General features: G+C 64.1%; 19 protein-coding genes. 14 read left to right on the top strand and 5 right to left on the bottom strand.

Annotated features, from left to right (window positions below; genetic code table 11):
• Nucleotides 1–46: 46 nt before the first annotated feature.
• On the bottom strand, nucleotides 47–418 hold the full coding sequence (locus MIC98_RS09800; RefSeq protein ID WP_239737029.1) for a DUF3693 domain-containing protein: 372 nt from the start codon (nucleotides 416–418) through the stop codon (nucleotides 47–49).
• Nucleotides 419–625: 207 nt separating this feature from the next.
• On the opposite strand from MIC98_RS09800, the gene MIC98_RS09795 reads away from it, so the two are divergent.
• From MIC98_RS09795 to MIC98_RS09730, 14 genes are all read left to right on the top strand, one after another.
• The gene (locus MIC98_RS09795; RefSeq protein ID WP_239737028.1) at nucleotides 626–808 is read left to right on the top strand and encodes a hypothetical protein; all 183 of its coding nucleotides are present in this window, start codon (nucleotides 626–628) and stop codon (nucleotides 806–808) included.
• Complete coding sequence (locus MIC98_RS09790) at nucleotides 805–990, top strand: hypothetical protein (RefSeq protein ID WP_239737027.1); 186 nt, start codon at nucleotides 805–807, stop codon at nucleotides 988–990. The genes MIC98_RS09795 and MIC98_RS09790 overlap by 4 nt, the downstream gene beginning before the upstream one ends.
• Complete coding sequence (locus MIC98_RS09785; RefSeq protein WP_239737026.1) at nucleotides 987–1,151, top strand: hypothetical protein; 165 nt, start codon at nucleotides 987–989, stop codon at nucleotides 1,149–1,151. The genes MIC98_RS09790 and MIC98_RS09785 overlap by 4 nt, the downstream gene beginning before the upstream one ends.
• Nucleotides 1,148–1,363 carry a hypothetical protein gene (locus MIC98_RS09780; RefSeq protein ID WP_239737025.1) on the top strand — a complete coding sequence of 72 codons (216 nt, stop codon included), beginning with the start codon at nucleotides 1,148–1,150 and terminating at the stop codon, nucleotides 1,361–1,363. The genes MIC98_RS09785 and MIC98_RS09780 overlap by 4 nt, the downstream gene beginning before the upstream one ends.
• The gene (locus MIC98_RS09775) at nucleotides 1,353–1,973 is read left to right on the top strand and encodes a replication endonuclease (RefSeq protein WP_239737024.1); all 621 of its coding nucleotides are present in this window, start codon (nucleotides 1,353–1,355) and stop codon (nucleotides 1,971–1,973) included. Before MIC98_RS09780 ends, MIC98_RS09775 begins: the two co-directional genes overlap by 11 nt.
• A gap of 383 nt (nucleotides 1,974–2,356) precedes the next feature.
• Nucleotides 2,357–2,665 (top strand): hypothetical protein, encoded by a 309-nt coding sequence (locus tag MIC98_RS09770; RefSeq protein ID WP_239737023.1) that lies wholly within the window; start codon nucleotides 2,357–2,359, stop codon nucleotides 2,663–2,665.
• Nucleotides 2,666–2,668: 3 nt separating this feature from the next.
• Entirely contained in the window at nucleotides 2,669–2,872 is a 204-nt protein-coding gene (locus MIC98_RS09765; protein ID WP_239737022.1) for a hypothetical protein, read from the top strand.
• A gap of 9 nt (nucleotides 2,873–2,881) precedes the next feature.
• Nucleotides 2,882–3,112, top strand: coding sequence for a major capsid protein (locus MIC98_RS09760; protein WP_239737021.1), 231 nt, complete (start codon nucleotides 2,882–2,884; stop codon nucleotides 3,110–3,112).
• 122 nt (nucleotides 3,113–3,234) lie between these two features.
• Nucleotides 3,235–4,674, top strand: coding sequence for a virulence factor TspB C-terminal domain-related protein (locus tag MIC98_RS09755; protein WP_239737020.1), 1,440 nt, complete (start codon nucleotides 3,235–3,237; stop codon nucleotides 4,672–4,674).
• Nucleotides 4,675–4,676: 2 nt separating this feature from the next.
• Complete coding sequence (locus MIC98_RS09750; protein ID WP_239738120.1) at nucleotides 4,677–4,997, top strand: DUF2523 family protein; 321 nt, start codon at nucleotides 4,677–4,679, stop codon at nucleotides 4,995–4,997.
• A 1-nt stretch (nucleotide 4,998) separates the two neighbouring features.
• Nucleotides 4,999–6,228 (top strand): zonular occludens toxin domain-containing protein, encoded by a 1,230-nt coding sequence (locus tag MIC98_RS09745; RefSeq protein ID WP_239737019.1) that lies wholly within the window; start codon nucleotides 4,999–5,001, stop codon nucleotides 6,226–6,228.
• Nucleotides 6,225–6,953, top strand: a complete 729-nt coding sequence (locus tag MIC98_RS09740) for a TraX family protein (RefSeq protein ID WP_239737018.1) — start codon at nucleotides 6,225–6,227, stop codon at nucleotides 6,951–6,953. Before MIC98_RS09745 ends, MIC98_RS09740 begins: the two co-directional genes overlap by 4 nt.
• 18 nt (nucleotides 6,954–6,971) lie before the next feature.
• Nucleotides 6,972–7,292, top strand: a complete 321-nt coding sequence (locus MIC98_RS09735; protein WP_239737017.1) for a hypothetical protein — start codon at nucleotides 6,972–6,974, stop codon at nucleotides 7,290–7,292.
• 280 nt (nucleotides 7,293–7,572) lie between these two features.
• On the top strand, nucleotides 7,573–8,676 hold the full coding sequence (locus MIC98_RS09730; protein ID WP_239737016.1) for a site-specific integrase: 1,104 nt from the start codon (nucleotides 7,573–7,575) through the stop codon (nucleotides 8,674–8,676).
• A gap of 70 nt (nucleotides 8,677–8,746) precedes the next feature.
• Here the strand turns inward: MIC98_RS09730 and gyrA are convergent, their stop codons facing one another.
• The 4 genes from gyrA to epmA form a co-directional block, all read right to left on the bottom strand.
• Nucleotides 8,747–11,467, bottom strand: coding sequence for a DNA gyrase subunit A (gene gyrA, locus MIC98_RS09725; protein WP_239737015.1), 2,721 nt, complete (start codon nucleotides 11,465–11,467; stop codon nucleotides 8,747–8,749).
• A 223-nt stretch (nucleotides 11,468–11,690) separates the two neighbouring features.
• Nucleotides 11,691–12,755 (bottom strand): S-methyl-5-thioribose-1-phosphate isomerase, encoded by a 1,065-nt coding sequence (gene mtnA, locus MIC98_RS09720; RefSeq protein WP_239737014.1) that lies wholly within the window; start codon nucleotides 12,753–12,755, stop codon nucleotides 11,691–11,693.
• Nucleotides 12,756–12,832: 77 nt separating this feature from the next.
• Nucleotides 12,833–13,519 carry a DUF3011 domain-containing protein gene (locus tag MIC98_RS09715; protein WP_057641619.1) on the bottom strand — a complete coding sequence of 229 codons (687 nt, stop codon included), beginning with the start codon at nucleotides 13,517–13,519 and terminating at the stop codon, nucleotides 12,833–12,835.
• A gap of 116 nt (nucleotides 13,520–13,635) precedes the next feature.
• Nucleotides 13,636–14,580 (bottom strand): EF-P lysine aminoacylase EpmA, encoded by a 945-nt coding sequence (gene epmA / locus MIC98_RS09710; RefSeq protein WP_239737013.1) that lies wholly within the window; start codon nucleotides 14,578–14,580, stop codon nucleotides 13,636–13,638.
• Between the last annotated feature and the right edge of the window lie 48 nt (nucleotides 14,581–14,628).

Here is a 14,628-nt window from a genome sequence, read left to right as displayed (position 1 = left end):
AGCCATAAAAGCGTGCAATTTAGGCGACGTTTCCGGTAATTTCCGGTCATTTATATACTTCCGATAAGTGATAGACGTCCGAAATTAGCCGGGGCGGTGCTTTTTCAGTGATTTTCGCCCCTTGCGTCACCTCGATGCCCAGCTGCATCGGGTCCATTGCGAATGCCGGTGAAATCGTCCCGGCCGCAATTGCCACCACCAGTGCCGTCGATGCCAGGCGCTTGTAGAGCTTCGCCCACTCGCGTCCCAGCTCGCCCTGGTCTTGCTCCGAATGGATCAGCAGCAGCCACGGGCCGGCGTCCTGTCCGGCGATCTTGGCCAGCTGCTGGATGCGGTCATCAGGGATCGGGCGCTTACCTGTGTTCCATTCGCTGAGCGACGCGACCGTCACCCCGATCTGCTCAGCGAGTCCCCGCATGCTGTTCCTTAATGATCGCTGAACAGCCAGCGCAATAAGCGTTTTAACGTGCATTTTGTCAGGCCTATGCCTTGCAGTGTCAGGCAAATACCATATACTGGGATTGTCTGGCGCAGGCCTGACACCGCCCACCGGCTCCCCCGGCCGGGCCCCTCCGACGGGAGGGGCAGGGGCGGCACCTACGGCACGGGGGCAGGGGGTTACGCCATGTCGGAGTTCGCGGTTCTTGTCTGGAATACGCTAGCGCAAGCTTGGGAAGTCTGGAGCGACGGTTACGACACCTACAGCGCAGCGAATCGGGATGCTGCCGATCTTTGCCACTCGGGCCGCCACGCCATCGTGCGCCGCTCGCCGGTCGTGTTCCCCGCTGCTGCGCAGGTGGCCGCATGATCGCCACCGAAAAGGGCCTGCGCCGCACCGTCGCCAAGGCCATCCGCCTGCATAACGCCTTCATGCTCTTTCGCCGGCTGGGGCTGGAATACTCGGCTTATGCCGCCAAGCGTGACCGTGACAACGCGATGTGGCAGGCCCGCATGGCAAAGCGCCGCATCACTTCGCGGGCCACGTCATGATCGGCCCGTTCCTCTTTTTCTGCTGCGTCGCGCTGATCTGCATCGGTGTGGCGCGGCTGTATGTGTGGGTACTGGACTGGCGCGACGCGCGCCGCCTTGCTGCATTCCGCGCTGAACAGCTGCTGGTTGCGTCCAGGGCGATGTTGAGGCCGCGCCCATGAGCCGCATTGCCGACACCGAACGCGGCGCGCGCATCGCGTTCCGGCATGCCAATGAAGTGCTGGCATCGGCCGATGGCTCGGACCTGTTTCCGCAGCGCCTGACCGCCAAGCAACGCCAACTCTGGCTGGGGATCAAGCGCGTTTCGCAGGAGCATTTGGACGAATGCTCCGCGCTGCGTAGTGCATTGGCAGGGCAGGGTGATGGGCCATGAACGAGCACCACTCGAACCGCCCTTGTTACCACTGCGGGGGCAGCATTCAGACGCTGCGGGCGACGGATGCGCACCTGACGGTCTGCACGTGCTGCGGCCTGCTGATTTGCAAGCGCAGGGATATGCCGAGCTACTCCAGCGCATCCCCTGGCAACAGTTCTGGACGCTCACGTTTCGGCTCAACAAAACAGGGCGTAACGGTGGTGTCCACGAGGAAGCGGCTGATAAAGCGTTTCGCTACTTCGTCAGCTGCATCAACCGCGAACTGTTCGGCCCGAAGTGGGCCACGCGATGGCATGGCGGCATCCAGTGGGCGCGAGGGCAAGAGTTCCACCGCGACGGCCGGCTGCACTTCCACGCCGTCGCAGCAACTGCGACTGACGATTTGAACCGTCTGATGAACCGCTATCAGTGGCACGAGTTCTGGTATCGGGAATTCGGGCGGAACCGAATAGAGGCACCACGCAGCCAGATGGATATCACCGGCTACGTGTCGAAGTACGTAACCAAGGGCGGGACAGTCGATTTCAGCCGGAATTTCGGCGCGTGGCAGCCGCCACCGATCGACTACACCCGCCGACCAGAGCAGGACGCCATGACCGGGGTGTAGGGGCGAGCCCCTACGGTCTGGACAGCGGAACAGCCGGGGATCGATCCACGGCCATTGCAACACCCGCCAGCGGTCTTGGCGGTGCCGGAAGCCGGCCACCTGGACGACATGCCCAGACGGCCGGCGAGGGCAGACAACCATCCACTGAAAACCCGCTTTTGGTTTTCGGATGGTTGGAAACACGGCCTCGCCAGCCGAACCAGCAACACCCGGCGACCGGGCGGACTGATGCAAGCATCGCGCAACGGGGACAAAGCAAGGCTCTACCGACGTCCTCCGTGAGGGGGGGTAAGGGGGGGTCTTAGCTTGACCCCACAGTACCGCCCGAATTTTTCAGCACACCTCACCGCAAGCCGATCAAACCAACGAAGAGAGAAAACGAAATGAACACTCCCAAGATCACGATTCTGTCCGGCGTCGAAACCCGCACCGTCACCACGTCGAAGGGCATGCAGAAGGCCATCTACAGCCAGCGCGCCAGTTTGGAAACGGAAGCCATGCGCATCCAGATCGACGTCGAAGTGGACGGCCTGGATAAGGGCTATGCGGTCGGTGCGGTGAAGGCATGGGACGTCACCAGCGATCTTGTCCCGGGCCGTTTCGGTGTCGAGCTGGCGCGCCGCATGACGCTGGTCGATCCGGCGACGGCGTCGAAGCCGCAACCGCAGCAACCGCAATCCAAGGCGGCTTGATTCGTGGCCGTGCTTGTGCCCGCCTGTTTGGAAGCCGATTTCAACGCGGCGACGGGCGAGTGCACGGCCGTGATCTGGATTCCTCAACCGTCACTGCTGCCGGAACTGGCGGTTGAGGATGCCAATGCCATTGGGTCGGCAATCGCCTACCTGCTGGCCGTGGCGTATGTGTTCCGGCTCATCCGCAAAGCTCTGAAACAGTCCTAGGAGGACAGCATGCAGAAGTTCAAGAACGCCCTGCGGGGCAAGTTGCCGGCCGTTGCCGGTGTGGGTTCGGCCGCGCTGGCCACCGGTTCGGCGTTCGCGTCGGGCGGCGGCGGCGTCGATGTGAGCGAGGTGATTTCCGCAATTTCAGCTGCGGCGGTGCCCATTGCCAGCATCGGCTCGGCGGTGCTGACCGTGCTGGTCGGCATCAAGGTTTACAAGTGGGTGCGTGGCGCGCTGTAACCACCAGGGCGGGAAGGGCCGACACCCTCCCGCCCATCTTTTTCGGGGAACGGTATGGAAGGTTGGATCGTCTTGGTCGCGTGGGTTCTCGCGCTCGCCATCATCTTCGTGGATTTCGACTAATGCGGTGGGTTGCTCGCATTTTCGCCAATGCGATTGCGCGGCGCGTGGCTGCGCTGCTGGTTGCGGCTGCATTGGCGTGGGTGGGTGTCGGCTCTGCTGCCGCTGCTAACTGCAAGCTGCAAAGTGATCATTGCGATCAAGGCGAAGCTTATTCGCAGGCTCTCGCTCACGTTTCTACGCTGCTTGAAAATGAGTCAAGGGAGCGCTGCATTCTTCAGAATGGCACGTCTACTTTCGGTGTTTACTCTGCTGGCACAGTTTCGCCCGGTCGATGCTCGGGCACCCCCACTTGGCATAACGGAACCAATGCGTCTTTCCGCTACGACCAGTCTTGCTCTTCTCGTCCGGATCAAACAACTTCTGGAAGTTTGCAGTGGGCCGGAACAATGGGTAGCGGTGCGCGCGATGGTTCGATCCAGTGTAATCAGGGGTGCGAAACTGGCTATCTGCGGAACTCGGATGGCACGTGGAATGCTACTACTTCGATTTCCGGGCAGGTGTGCAGTGACATTGGCGGCGAGGCAATGTGTGACAAGTTCGCCGCGTCCGGTTACTACTGGAACGCGTATCAGCAGGCATGCGAGCTGCCGCAGGTAGATTGCGACGCTGGTGAAGAGCCAGATGGCGCGGGCGGCTGTCAAAAGCAATCTTGTCCGGCCGGCATGGTGCTGAGTTCGCAAGGTACGTGCGATTCGGAAAAGAACGAGTGTCCAGCCGGTAACGTGAAGGCTCCATCTGGCGAATGCTTGCCCGGTGACGGCCAGTGCGCCCAGGGCGAAGCGCGCGGCAAGGACGGCACTTGCAAGCGTGACGCCGATGGCGACGGCCAGCCGGATGATGGTGAGAATGAGGGGGACACCGACGAAACTTTCGCCGGCGGCGATAACTGCAATGCGCCGCCATCGTGTAGCGGTTCGCCAATCCTGTGCGGTCAGGCGCGCATTCAATGGCGCATTGATTGCAATACCCGCAAGAATCGCAACATCACTGGCGGCACGTGCAACGCAATCCCGATCTGTACGGGTGAGAACTGCGATGCCGTGGAATATACCCAGCTGCTGATGCAATGGCGCACGGCCTGTGCGCTTGAAAAGCTGTCCATCGGTGGTGGTAATGGTGGTGATGGTAGTGGCGAGGATGTTGCAGCCATCCGCAATGCCCTTACAGGTGATGGTGGTTCGCCCGACATTGGTGCCGAAGGTAATCCGGCCGATTCGTGGGCCAGTAGCGGCGGCAATGGGAGTGCGATTGAGCCGGATACGTCGGGCTATGGCTGGGGTGGCGGCAGCTGCCCGAGTCCTCCCGCGATCACCGTTCTAGGTGCTGTCATTCAGTTCGATGCGACGCCTGTCTGCAATTGGCTCGGGCTTGGCAGCTACTTCGTGCTGGGTCTGGCTGCGCTTGCATCGTTGCGCATTGTTGCGTCGAAGGAGGCTTGATCGTGCCGTTTCTTGCGCCGTTGTTGAGTGGGCTTATATCGGGTCTCGCGTGGGTTTTTCGGTCCCGCCTTGGTTCGTGGATTGCTGGCGCGCTGGCGTGGTTTGGGTTGTCTTGGGCAACGCATGAATTTGCAGTTGAACCGTGGATTGACAGCATGCGCCAGCATATCCAAAGCGGCGTTCCGGGGGGCGAGTGGGGCAGTGTGCTTGTCGCTTATCTCGGCATCATGAAATTCGATCAGGCTTGCACCATGATTGCGTCGGCAGTCGCTGCGAAATTCGCCATTGGTGCTGCCAAGGCTTTTTTGGTGAAGAGGGCCTAATATGCCAATTGAGCTTTACACCGGCCAGCCTGGCAACGGCAAAACCGCGCTGATGATGGAGCGGCTTCTCGATGAAGCGAAGCGCGGTGAGCGGCCGATCTTCGCTGCTGGCATTGATGGTTTGCAGCCGGGCCTTGCAACCGTTCTGGACGATCCGCGCAAGTGGAACGATCACGATCCTGATGGCGATCCCACGTGCAACTGCCACGGCGACGGCCAACTGCATGCGCATCGCATCCCGGACGGCTCGCTTATCTTCGTTGACGAAGCTTGGAAGTGGTTCGGTCATTTGCATGATGCAGGTCGGCAGGCGACACCTAAACATGTTCTTGACCTTGCCGAGCATCGGCATCGCGGCCTGGACTTCGTTTGGACTACCCAGCAGCCCAACCAGCTTTATCCTTTCGTTCGGGGTTTGATCGGCTCGCACTCGCACGTGGTCCGCCGTTTCGGAACCAAGATGATTGATGTATTCCGTTGGGGTGAACTTAACGAGGAAGTGAAGTCGTCGGCGAAACGTGGCATTGCTCAACGCACTACGCGTTTGCTTCCCTCTGGTGCGTTCGGTTCGTACAAGTCTGCCGAGGTGCACACAATCAAGCCACGCGTGCCGTTCAAGGTGTTGGCATTGCCGGCGATGGTCGTGGCCGCTGCCATTTTCGTGTTTTTTGCCTATCGCAATCTTAAGCCTGATGCCTACGCCGAAAAGTTGAAGGGGCCGGGAACGACGGCGCAAGCCGGCGTCCCGACCCCTTCAACCGCTGCGCAGGGTGAACAGCCGAGGGAGTCGAGGTTCAAGAACGCCACGGATTACGCCCGGCAACACCTTCCCCGGTTTGGCACCATGCCCTGGACTGCGCCGATCTTCGATGATCGGCAAGTGACGGCCGATCCGCAGCTGGTTTGTATGTCCTCGCTTGGTGGCGCGGATGCATACGGCAATCACTCGGAGCCGTCTTGCACATGCTTGACGGAGCAGGGCACCCGTTACGAATTGAGCCAGCCGGAATGCCGCACGTTGGCCCGGTATGGATCGGTCTACAACCCCTATAAGGAGCGGCGCGAGTTTCAATCCCAGCAGTTCCAGCAGCAGCCCGGAGTTGCGCAGGGTGGGGCGGTGCTGCCGGGTGTTGCTATTGGCCGTGGTACGCGCGTTCAAGGCACGTTCCCATCTAACCCGAGCTATAGCGCCAGCAGTTCAGTGACGCCGGCAACGGGGATCGACCTGTGACCAGTAGCGGCCGCGAATTGGTCAAGTGGATCGCGCTGGTCCTGATGACCGGGGACCACGTTGCCAAGGTGTTTTTCGGCGGATACGTGCCGGTGGTGTCCGAGCTGGGCCGCGTTGCATTCCCTGCGTTCGCGCTGGTCATGGCCTACAACCTTGCTCAGCCGCAGGCGGACGTTTCCAAGTCGGTGAAGCGGCTGGCGCTGTGGGGCGTCATTGCGCAGCCCGCCCACGCTCTGGCGTTCGGCTACTGGCTGCCGCTGAACGTGCTGCTGTCGTTCGCGCTGGCGGCTGCGTGCATCCTGTGCATGCAGCGCGGCCGCTGGTGGCTGCTCGCGCTGCTGGCCGGGCCTGCGCCGCTGTTCGTGGATTATCAATGGGCTGGTCTTTTCTTCGTTCTCGCCTGGTGGTGGGCTCTAAGTTCGCCACCGGTTATTCGAGGGGATAACTCAATCTGGGTTGTCTACTTCCGGGGGCTTCTTGCAGTTGCTGCTTACGGGCCGTTGCTCTTGTATAACGGCAATGGTTGGGCCTTGGTTGCCTTCTTTCTTGTGGGTTGGCTATCCGATCCGCTCAGGCGCTTGCCGGCGATCAGGCGCATGCGCTGGGCGTTCTACGGCTATTACGCGGTGCACTTGTTGCTTCTAGCAGGGCTTTTGCACTTGCACCCATCCATTGTCTACTCGCCGGAACCTCTTGCCGCTGATGCATCGTTCACCGGGCTGTAGCGCTCGTTCTCTTGCTTCTTGCCGCTGGCGTTCCATTTGGGCTTTTCTCCAGCCCATAGGGTCGGGATCATTGATTGCCTTTTGGAATTCCTTCATGGCTTCTTCTGCCTGCCGAGCTTGTTCCTGTTGTACGGCACTGCCGATCACGATCAAGCCGCTACAGGTAACAAGGCCGAACAGGCAAAGCCCGGCGAACACGCCCAGGGCAATTTTCCAGATGATCCCGTTTCCGCCTTGCTGTTGTGGCGGTCGGCTTGGTCCCCGGTAGGATTTGGGCCTGAACTCGATGTTCGTCAGATCGCCCAATTTCGGTTCTTGCCGGTCCATGTTTCCCCCTGAATGGCTTCCTGCGCGCATTCTAGCCGGGGTGCCGGGGCCGAGGCCCCGGCGGTGACGCGATCATCGGAGACGCGTCTATCGACAGGATGTTAGGCCCATGTGAAGTGTTTCCGAGGCAAAGATTTCCACCATGCGGACCTGATTTCTCCAAAGATACGCGCGATAAACCGAAAGATGGCTGCAAATTTCCGCCATTTCGATACTTCCGATAAGTGATAGTTATCGGAAGTATTATATGGTAGAGTCGAAAAACAGCCCTGACCCCGCCTTGTCCACGTCCATGAAATCCGCCGCTCTCGATCTGTTTCCTTCCGCGCTTTTACCCGAACAGCTGGCCAGCAGTGCCGCCGAAGCCGTACGGGAAATCTTCGACGAAGCGGCTTCGGTCAACACCGCGCGCAGCTACCAGACCGCGCTGCGTTACTGGACCGCGTGGTATCAGGGCCGCTACGGTCGCACGATCGAATTGCCGATGCATTCGAGCACGGTCGTGCAGTTCATCGTCGACCACCTGGCCCGCAAGGGAAAAACCGGGCTGACATGGGAGCTGCCGGAGACGCTTGATGAAAAACTGGTTGCGGCCGGACTGAAACAGCGCCCCGGACCATTCAAGCTCAGCACCATCATCCACCGCATTGCCGTACTGTCGGCCGCGCACCAGTTCAAGAAGCTGCCCAATCCCTGCGAAACGCCCGAAGTTCGCCAGCTGCTTGCCAAAGGCCGCCGCGCGGCCCACAAGCGCGGCGAACGTCCGCGCAAGAAGACCGCCATCACCGGCAACGAACTGGAAGCCCTGATCGCCACCTGCGACGACACGCTGGAAGGGCTGCGCGACCGCGCCCTGCTCTACTTCGCCTTCGCCAGCGGCGGGCGCCGCCGCAGCGAAGTCGCCGCGGCCGATCTGGCCGACCTGCGTCGCATTGCCCCGGATGCCTATCTCTACCGTCTGGAACACGGCAAGACGCTGCAGGATGGCCCCAAGGCCAACGCCACGCCAGACAAGCCGATCCTCGGTGTCGCCGCCGATGCGCTCACCGCGTGGCTGGAGGCCAGCGGTCTGCAGGAAGGCCCCATTTTCCGCCGTCTGTGGGGCGACACCATCGGCCCCGGCATTTCGCCACGGGCGGTGGCCGACATCGTGCAGCGCCGTGCAGCGCTGGCCGGACTGGACGGGGATTTCGGCGGACACAGCCTGCGCTCCGGCTTCGTCACCGAAGGTGCGCGCCAGGGCGTCGCCCTACCCGCGCTGATGGCGATGACCGACCACCGTTCCGTCGCCAGCGTGGTCGGCTATTTCCAGGCCGGCAGCGTGACCGACAACCCGGCCGCCAACCTGCTGGCCAGGCGCAAGGCCGGAACCGGGCAGGACAAGGACAAGCCGTAAATCCGAGCGGCTGGATGAAGAAAGCGCCGGCAATGCCGGCGCTTTCTTCTGTCATCGCGAAGCCCGTGGATCAGGCTTCAGGTGGCGTGGCGGGCTGTTCGGCACCGCTCTCCTCCACGGCTTCCTCGTCGGCAAGGTCATCCCCGGATTCCAGCGAGGCATCCAGCCGTTCGACCGCCTGGAGCTTCTCGCCCTTGGACAGTCGGATCAGGGTCACGCCCTGGGTATTGCGGCCCACGCGCGAGATCTCCGAGCCGCGGGTACGCACCAGCGTGCCGCCGTCGGAAATCAGCAGCACTTCGTCGCCGTCGCCCAGCAGCACCGCGCTGACCAGCTTGCCGTTGCGTTCGCTGGTCTGGATGCCGATCACGCCCTGCGTACCGCGGCCCTTGCGCGGGTAGTCGGCCAGCGGCGTACGCTTGCCGTAACCGTTCTCGGTGGCGGTGAGGATGTACTGCACGCCGGCATCGTCCATGCCCGCATCGATGGTCTCGCCACCCTCGCCCGCCAGGCTCTCACCCGAGACGTCCTCGACGCCGTTGTCGTCTTCGTTCTCGTCCTCGGCGCCGCCGGCGCTTTCGGCCACGATCAGGCTGACCACTTCCTCGCCCTTGGCCATCTTGATGCCGCGCACGCCGGTGGCGGTACGGCCCATCGAGCGCACGCGGTCCTCGCCGAAGCGCACGGTCTTGCCGTTGGAAGCGAACAGCAGGATGTCGCGCTCGCCGTCGGTCAGGCCAACGCCGACCAGCGCATCGCCCTCGTCGAGGTGGATGGCGATCTTGCCGCGCGCAAGGCGGAACGCGAATTCGCTCAGCGGGGTCTTCTTGACCGTGCCGTTGCGGGTGGCGAAGAACACGAAATGGTTGTCGTCGTACTCGCGCACCGGCAGCACCGCCTGCACGCGCTCGCCGTTCTCCAGCGCGATCCAGTTGATGATGGGGCGGCCGCGGGCGTTGGAGCCGGCCTCCGGCAACTGGTGCACCGGCAGCCAGAACACCTTGCCGGAACTGGTGAAGGTCAGCAGCGTGTCATGCGTGTTGACCAGCCACAGCTGCTCGATCGAATCCTCGTCCTTGGTCGCCGCCGCACTGCGGCCGCGGCCGCCGCGCTTCTGCGCGCGGTAGGCCGATACCGGCTGGCGCTTGACGTAGCCGGCGCGCGACAACGTCACCACCACGTCTTCCGGCGCGATCAGGTCGAGGATGTCGAGGTCTTCCTCACTGTGGCGGATCTCGGTGCGGCGCTCGTCGCCGTACTCGGCGCGCACGGCCTCCAGTTCCTCGCGGATCACCTGCAGCAGCACGTCCGGGTTTTCCAGGATGCGGATCAGCCCGGCGATGGTTTCCAGCAGCTGCTTGTATTCCTCGGTGAGCTTGTCCTGCTCCAGCCCGGTGAGGCGGTGCAGGCGCATTTCCAGGATCTGCGTGGCCTGCACGTCGGACAACTGGTAGTTGCCGTCGACCAGGCCAATCCCCTTGGGCAGGTCCTCTGGGCGCGACGCCTCGGCGCCGGCGGCGCCCAGCAACGCGCCGACCAACCCCGGCTCCCACACCTTGGCGAGCATGCGCTCCTTGGCCTCGGCAGGGTTGGACGAGGTCTTGATCAGCTCGATCATCTCGTCGATGTTGGCCAGCGCGACAGTCAGGCCTTCCAGCACGTGGGCGCGCGCGCGCGCCTTGCGCAGTTCGTAGATGGTGCGGCGGGTGACGACCTCGCGGCGGTGGCGGACGAACGCCTCCAGCATCTGCTTGAGGTTCATCAACTGCGGGCGGCCATCGACCAGCGCCACCATGTTGATGCCGAACACCGACTCCATCTGGGTCTGCTGGTACAGGTTGTTCAGCACGACCTCGGCCGATTCGCCGCGCTTGACCTCGATGTAGATGCGCATGCCGTCCTTGTCGGACTCGTCGCGCAGCTCGCTGATGCCTTCGAGCTTCTTCTCCTTGACCAGCTCGGCGATCTTCTCGATCAGCCGCGCCTTGTTCACCTGGTAGGGAATTTCGGTGACGATGATCGACTCGCGGCCGTTGTCGGCCACCTCGATGTCGGCCTTGGCGCGGATGCGCACGCGGCCGCGGCCGGTGCGGTAGCCGGCGATGATGCCGGCGGTGCCGTTGATGATGCCGGCGGTCGGGAAATCCGGCCCGGGGATGTATTCCATCAGGCCATCGACGTCGATGGCCGGGTTGTCGATCAGCGCGATGCAGGCATTGATCGACTCGGTCAGGTTGTGCGGCGGGATGTTGGTGGCCATGCCCACCGCGATGCCGGCCGAGCCGTTGACCAGCAGGTTCGGGAAGCGCGTCGGCAGGACCGTCGGCTCCAGTTCCTTCTCGTCGTAGTTGGGCTGGAAATCGACGGTTTCCTTGTCGATGTCGGCCAGCATCTCGTGGCTGATCCGCGACAGGCGCGACTCGGTGTAACGCATCGCCGCCGGGCTGTCGCCGTCGACCGAGCCGAAGTTGCCCTGGCCGTCGATCTGCATGTAGCGCAGCGAGAACGGCTGCGCCATGCGCACCAGCGTGTCGTAGACCGCGCTGTCGCCGTGCGGGTGGTACTTGCCGATGACGTCGCCGACGATGCGCGCCGACTTGTAGTACGGCTTGTTGGCATGCGCGCCGAGCTCCTGCATCGCAAAAAGGACGCGGCGGTGGACCGGCTTGAGGCCGTCACGTGCATCGGGGAGTGCGCGCCCCACGATCACGCTCATGGCGTAATCGAGGTAGCTCTTGCGCATCTCGTCTTCCAGGTTGACCTGGATGATTTCCTTGGCGGTTTCTGCCATTCGGATTCCGTCTTCTGGTAGCGGTCCGGCCCGGCGCGCGGGCGCCCCGGAGGGCCACTGCGCCGATGCTCGATTCAAGCGACGGATTCTATCACAACGGCCGCTTTCACGCCTGTATTTGCAGGGGTTTTGCCTGCATGAACCAAGGATTTAGCAGCCACACCCGGCAGCCTGCAGAGCAGTGGCAAACGGTGTCGGCGGCAAGGCCCCGCCGCACCCGGCTTCAGCCGCCGAACGCGGCCTGCATCGCGTCCCGGTCCGGGTTCTGGATCACGCCCTTCTCGGTCACGATGGCGTCGATCAACCCGCCCGGGGTCACGTCGAACACCGGGTTCCAGGCGGAGATGCCCTCGGCCACGGTGCGCACGCCGCCGACGCCGAACAACTCGCCGGGATCGCGCTGCTCGATCTCGATCGCATCGCCATGCGCGGTGTCCATGTCCACGGTCGAGGACGGCGCGACGACCATGAACTTCACGCCGTGGTGGCGCGCTGCAATCGCCAGCTGGTAGGTGCCGATCTTGTTGGCGGTGTCGCCGTTGGCGCAGATGCGGTCGGCGCCGACGATCACCCATTGCACCGCGCCGGTCTTCATCAGGTGCGAGGCGGCGGAGTCGGCGACCAGGGTGGCGTCGATGCCGTCCTGCTGCAGTTCCCACACGGTCAGCCGCGCGCCCTGCAGCCACGGCCGGGTCTCGCCGGCGAACACGCGCTCGACGTGCCCCTGCGCCACGCCGGCGCGGATCACGCCCAGCGCGGTGCCGAAGCCGGCGGTGGCCAGCGAGCCGGTGTTGCAGTGGGTCAGCACGCCGCTGCCCGGCGCGATCAGGCCGGCGCCGAGCATGCCCATGTGGCGGTTGGCGGCCAGGTCCTCGTCGGCGATGGCCTGCGCTTCCAGCGCCAGCACCTGCTTCCAGTCCTGCCCTGCCCCGGCCAATGCGCGGCGCATGCGCGCCAGCGCCCATGCAAGGTTGACGGCGGTCGGACGGGCGGCGTTGAGCCGCGCCATCGCCGGCTCCAGTGCCTGCAACGCGCTGCCGCCGTCACCAGCCTCGACTTCACGCGCGGCCAGCACCATGCCCCAGGCCGCGGCGATGCCGATGGCCGGTGCGCCGCGAACGGCCAGCGAATGGATGGCCGCGGCCACCGCGTCGCTGTCGTGGCAGGCCACGTGCTCGACGACGAACGGGAGCTTGCGCTGGTCCAGCAGTTCCAGCGCATCGCCGGTCCAGCGGATCGGGCGGATGTGGTCGTAGCGGGCGTAATCGATGGCGGTGGTGTCGTTCATCGCGCCATTGTAGCCGGCCGGAAACCTCGCATCTCCCGGCGTTCCTGCGCTTGCCGGCCAGTGGCCGCCGGGCATGTTCAATCGGCGGAAAACTCGGCGCGGCAGCCCTTGTCCACCCAGATGCCGTTGCGGCTCCAGCCCCAGCTGCGGCCTTCTTCGCAGGGGGCGTTCGATAACTGCTTGACCAGGGTGGCCCTGCGTTCGATGGTCACCCCGCATTCCCGGCGCATTTCGCTCTTCGATTCGCAGGTGACCTGGCGCGGGATGTCCACGAAGCCGGAGCCGTCCTCGGCGCCGACCTCGAACTGCCCCTGGCAGCCACGGCTCACCCAGATCTCGTTGCGCCCATACCCCCAGGTGTGCCCTTCCCTGCACGGCAGCAGCGATTGCTGGCGCAGCAGGCGCACCGGCGCACCGCGCAGCAGGACCGGGCAATTGACCACGCGCCCCTTGGACTCGCAGCGGACGACGCGCCGCACCTTCCGCCCATTGGTGGACGAAGCCGCCACGGCGGAGAACTCCGCATCGCACCCACGGCTGACCCAGATGCCGCCATCGTCCACGCCCCAGCTGGTTTCGCGGATGCAGGGTGCCTCGGAAACCTGCCGGACCAGCTGCACGCCGCGCGATACGTCCATCGGGCAACGCTCCAGGGCGCCATCGGATTCGCAGCGCACCACCTGCACCCCGGCATCGGGGGTCTCGCGTTGCGCCCACGCCAGCACGGGCGCCAGCGACAGCAGCAGGCCACACACACGTTTCATCCGAAGTCCCACCCCGGCAACCATGACGAACATCGCAGGCGGCACAGGCGCGCCCGCTGGAACGATCAGAGCATCAATGCCGACGACATGGCAAGCCGGTACGGCCGCATGCCGGTTCAGGCATGCGCGAAGTCGAAGGCCAGCACGTCGGCGATGCGGCCGGTGCCGGCCAGCGCCATCAGCAGCCGGTCCACGCCCAGCGCCACGCCGGCGCAGTGCGGCAATGCCGGCAACGCGGCCAGCAGCGGTTCGTCCAGCGGCGGCAGCACGTCGCCGCGCGCAGTGCGCACGGCGAGGTCGCGCTGGAAGCGCCGGCGCTGTTCGTCGGCATCGTCCAGTTCGTGGTAGCCGTTGGCCAGCTCCACCGCGCCCAGGTACAGCTCGAAACGTTCGGCCAGCGACGGCTCGCCCGGCCGGACCTTCGCCAGCGCCGCCTGCGTGGCCGGCCAGTCATGGATCACGGTGATGCGGTCGGCGGGGAAAAACGGCTGGATGCGGTGGGTCATCAGCAGGTCCAGCCAATCGTCGCGGGTCAGTCCGTCGGGGGTGATGCCGATGCCGGCCAGCGGCGCGCGCAGTTGCGCTTCGTCGGCGGCAAACGGGTCCACGCCCACCGTGTCGATGAACAGTTCGCGGTAGGTCAGCACCTGCAACGACGCCTCGCGCCCGACCATCGCCAATGCCGCGCGCACCAGCTCGACCGTTTCACCGATCAGGCGATGGTGGTCCCAGCCGACCCGGTACCACTCCAGCATGGTGAACTCGGGGTTGTGGCGGCCGCCGGCCTCGCCATTGCGGAACACCCGGCCCAGTTCGTAGCAGTCGCCGACGCCGGCGGCGAGCAAACGCTTGAGCGGGTACTCGGGCGAGGTGCGCAGCCAGCGCACCGGCGAGCCGGCATCGACGTGGCCGCTGAAACGGGTCTGGAAGCTGTCGATGTTCGGCTCGGTGTTGCCGGCGGCCGACATGATCGGCGTTTCCACTTCCAGCACGTCGCGGCGGGCGAAGAAGTCGCGGATCAGCGCATTCAGCCGTGCGCGCCGGCGCAGGGCCTCGATCATGGCGCACACCTGACCGCCACGGATGGCGGGAATGCCGGTTTTGCAGGA

It is taken from the genome of Stenotrophomonas sp. NLF4-10, assembly GCF_022359915.1.
GTDB classification, from domain to species: Bacteria; Pseudomonadota; Gammaproteobacteria; order Xanthomonadales; family Xanthomonadaceae; genus Stenotrophomonas; species Stenotrophomonas daejeonensis.
This window is presented reverse-complemented; position numbering and strand designations above follow the sequence as displayed.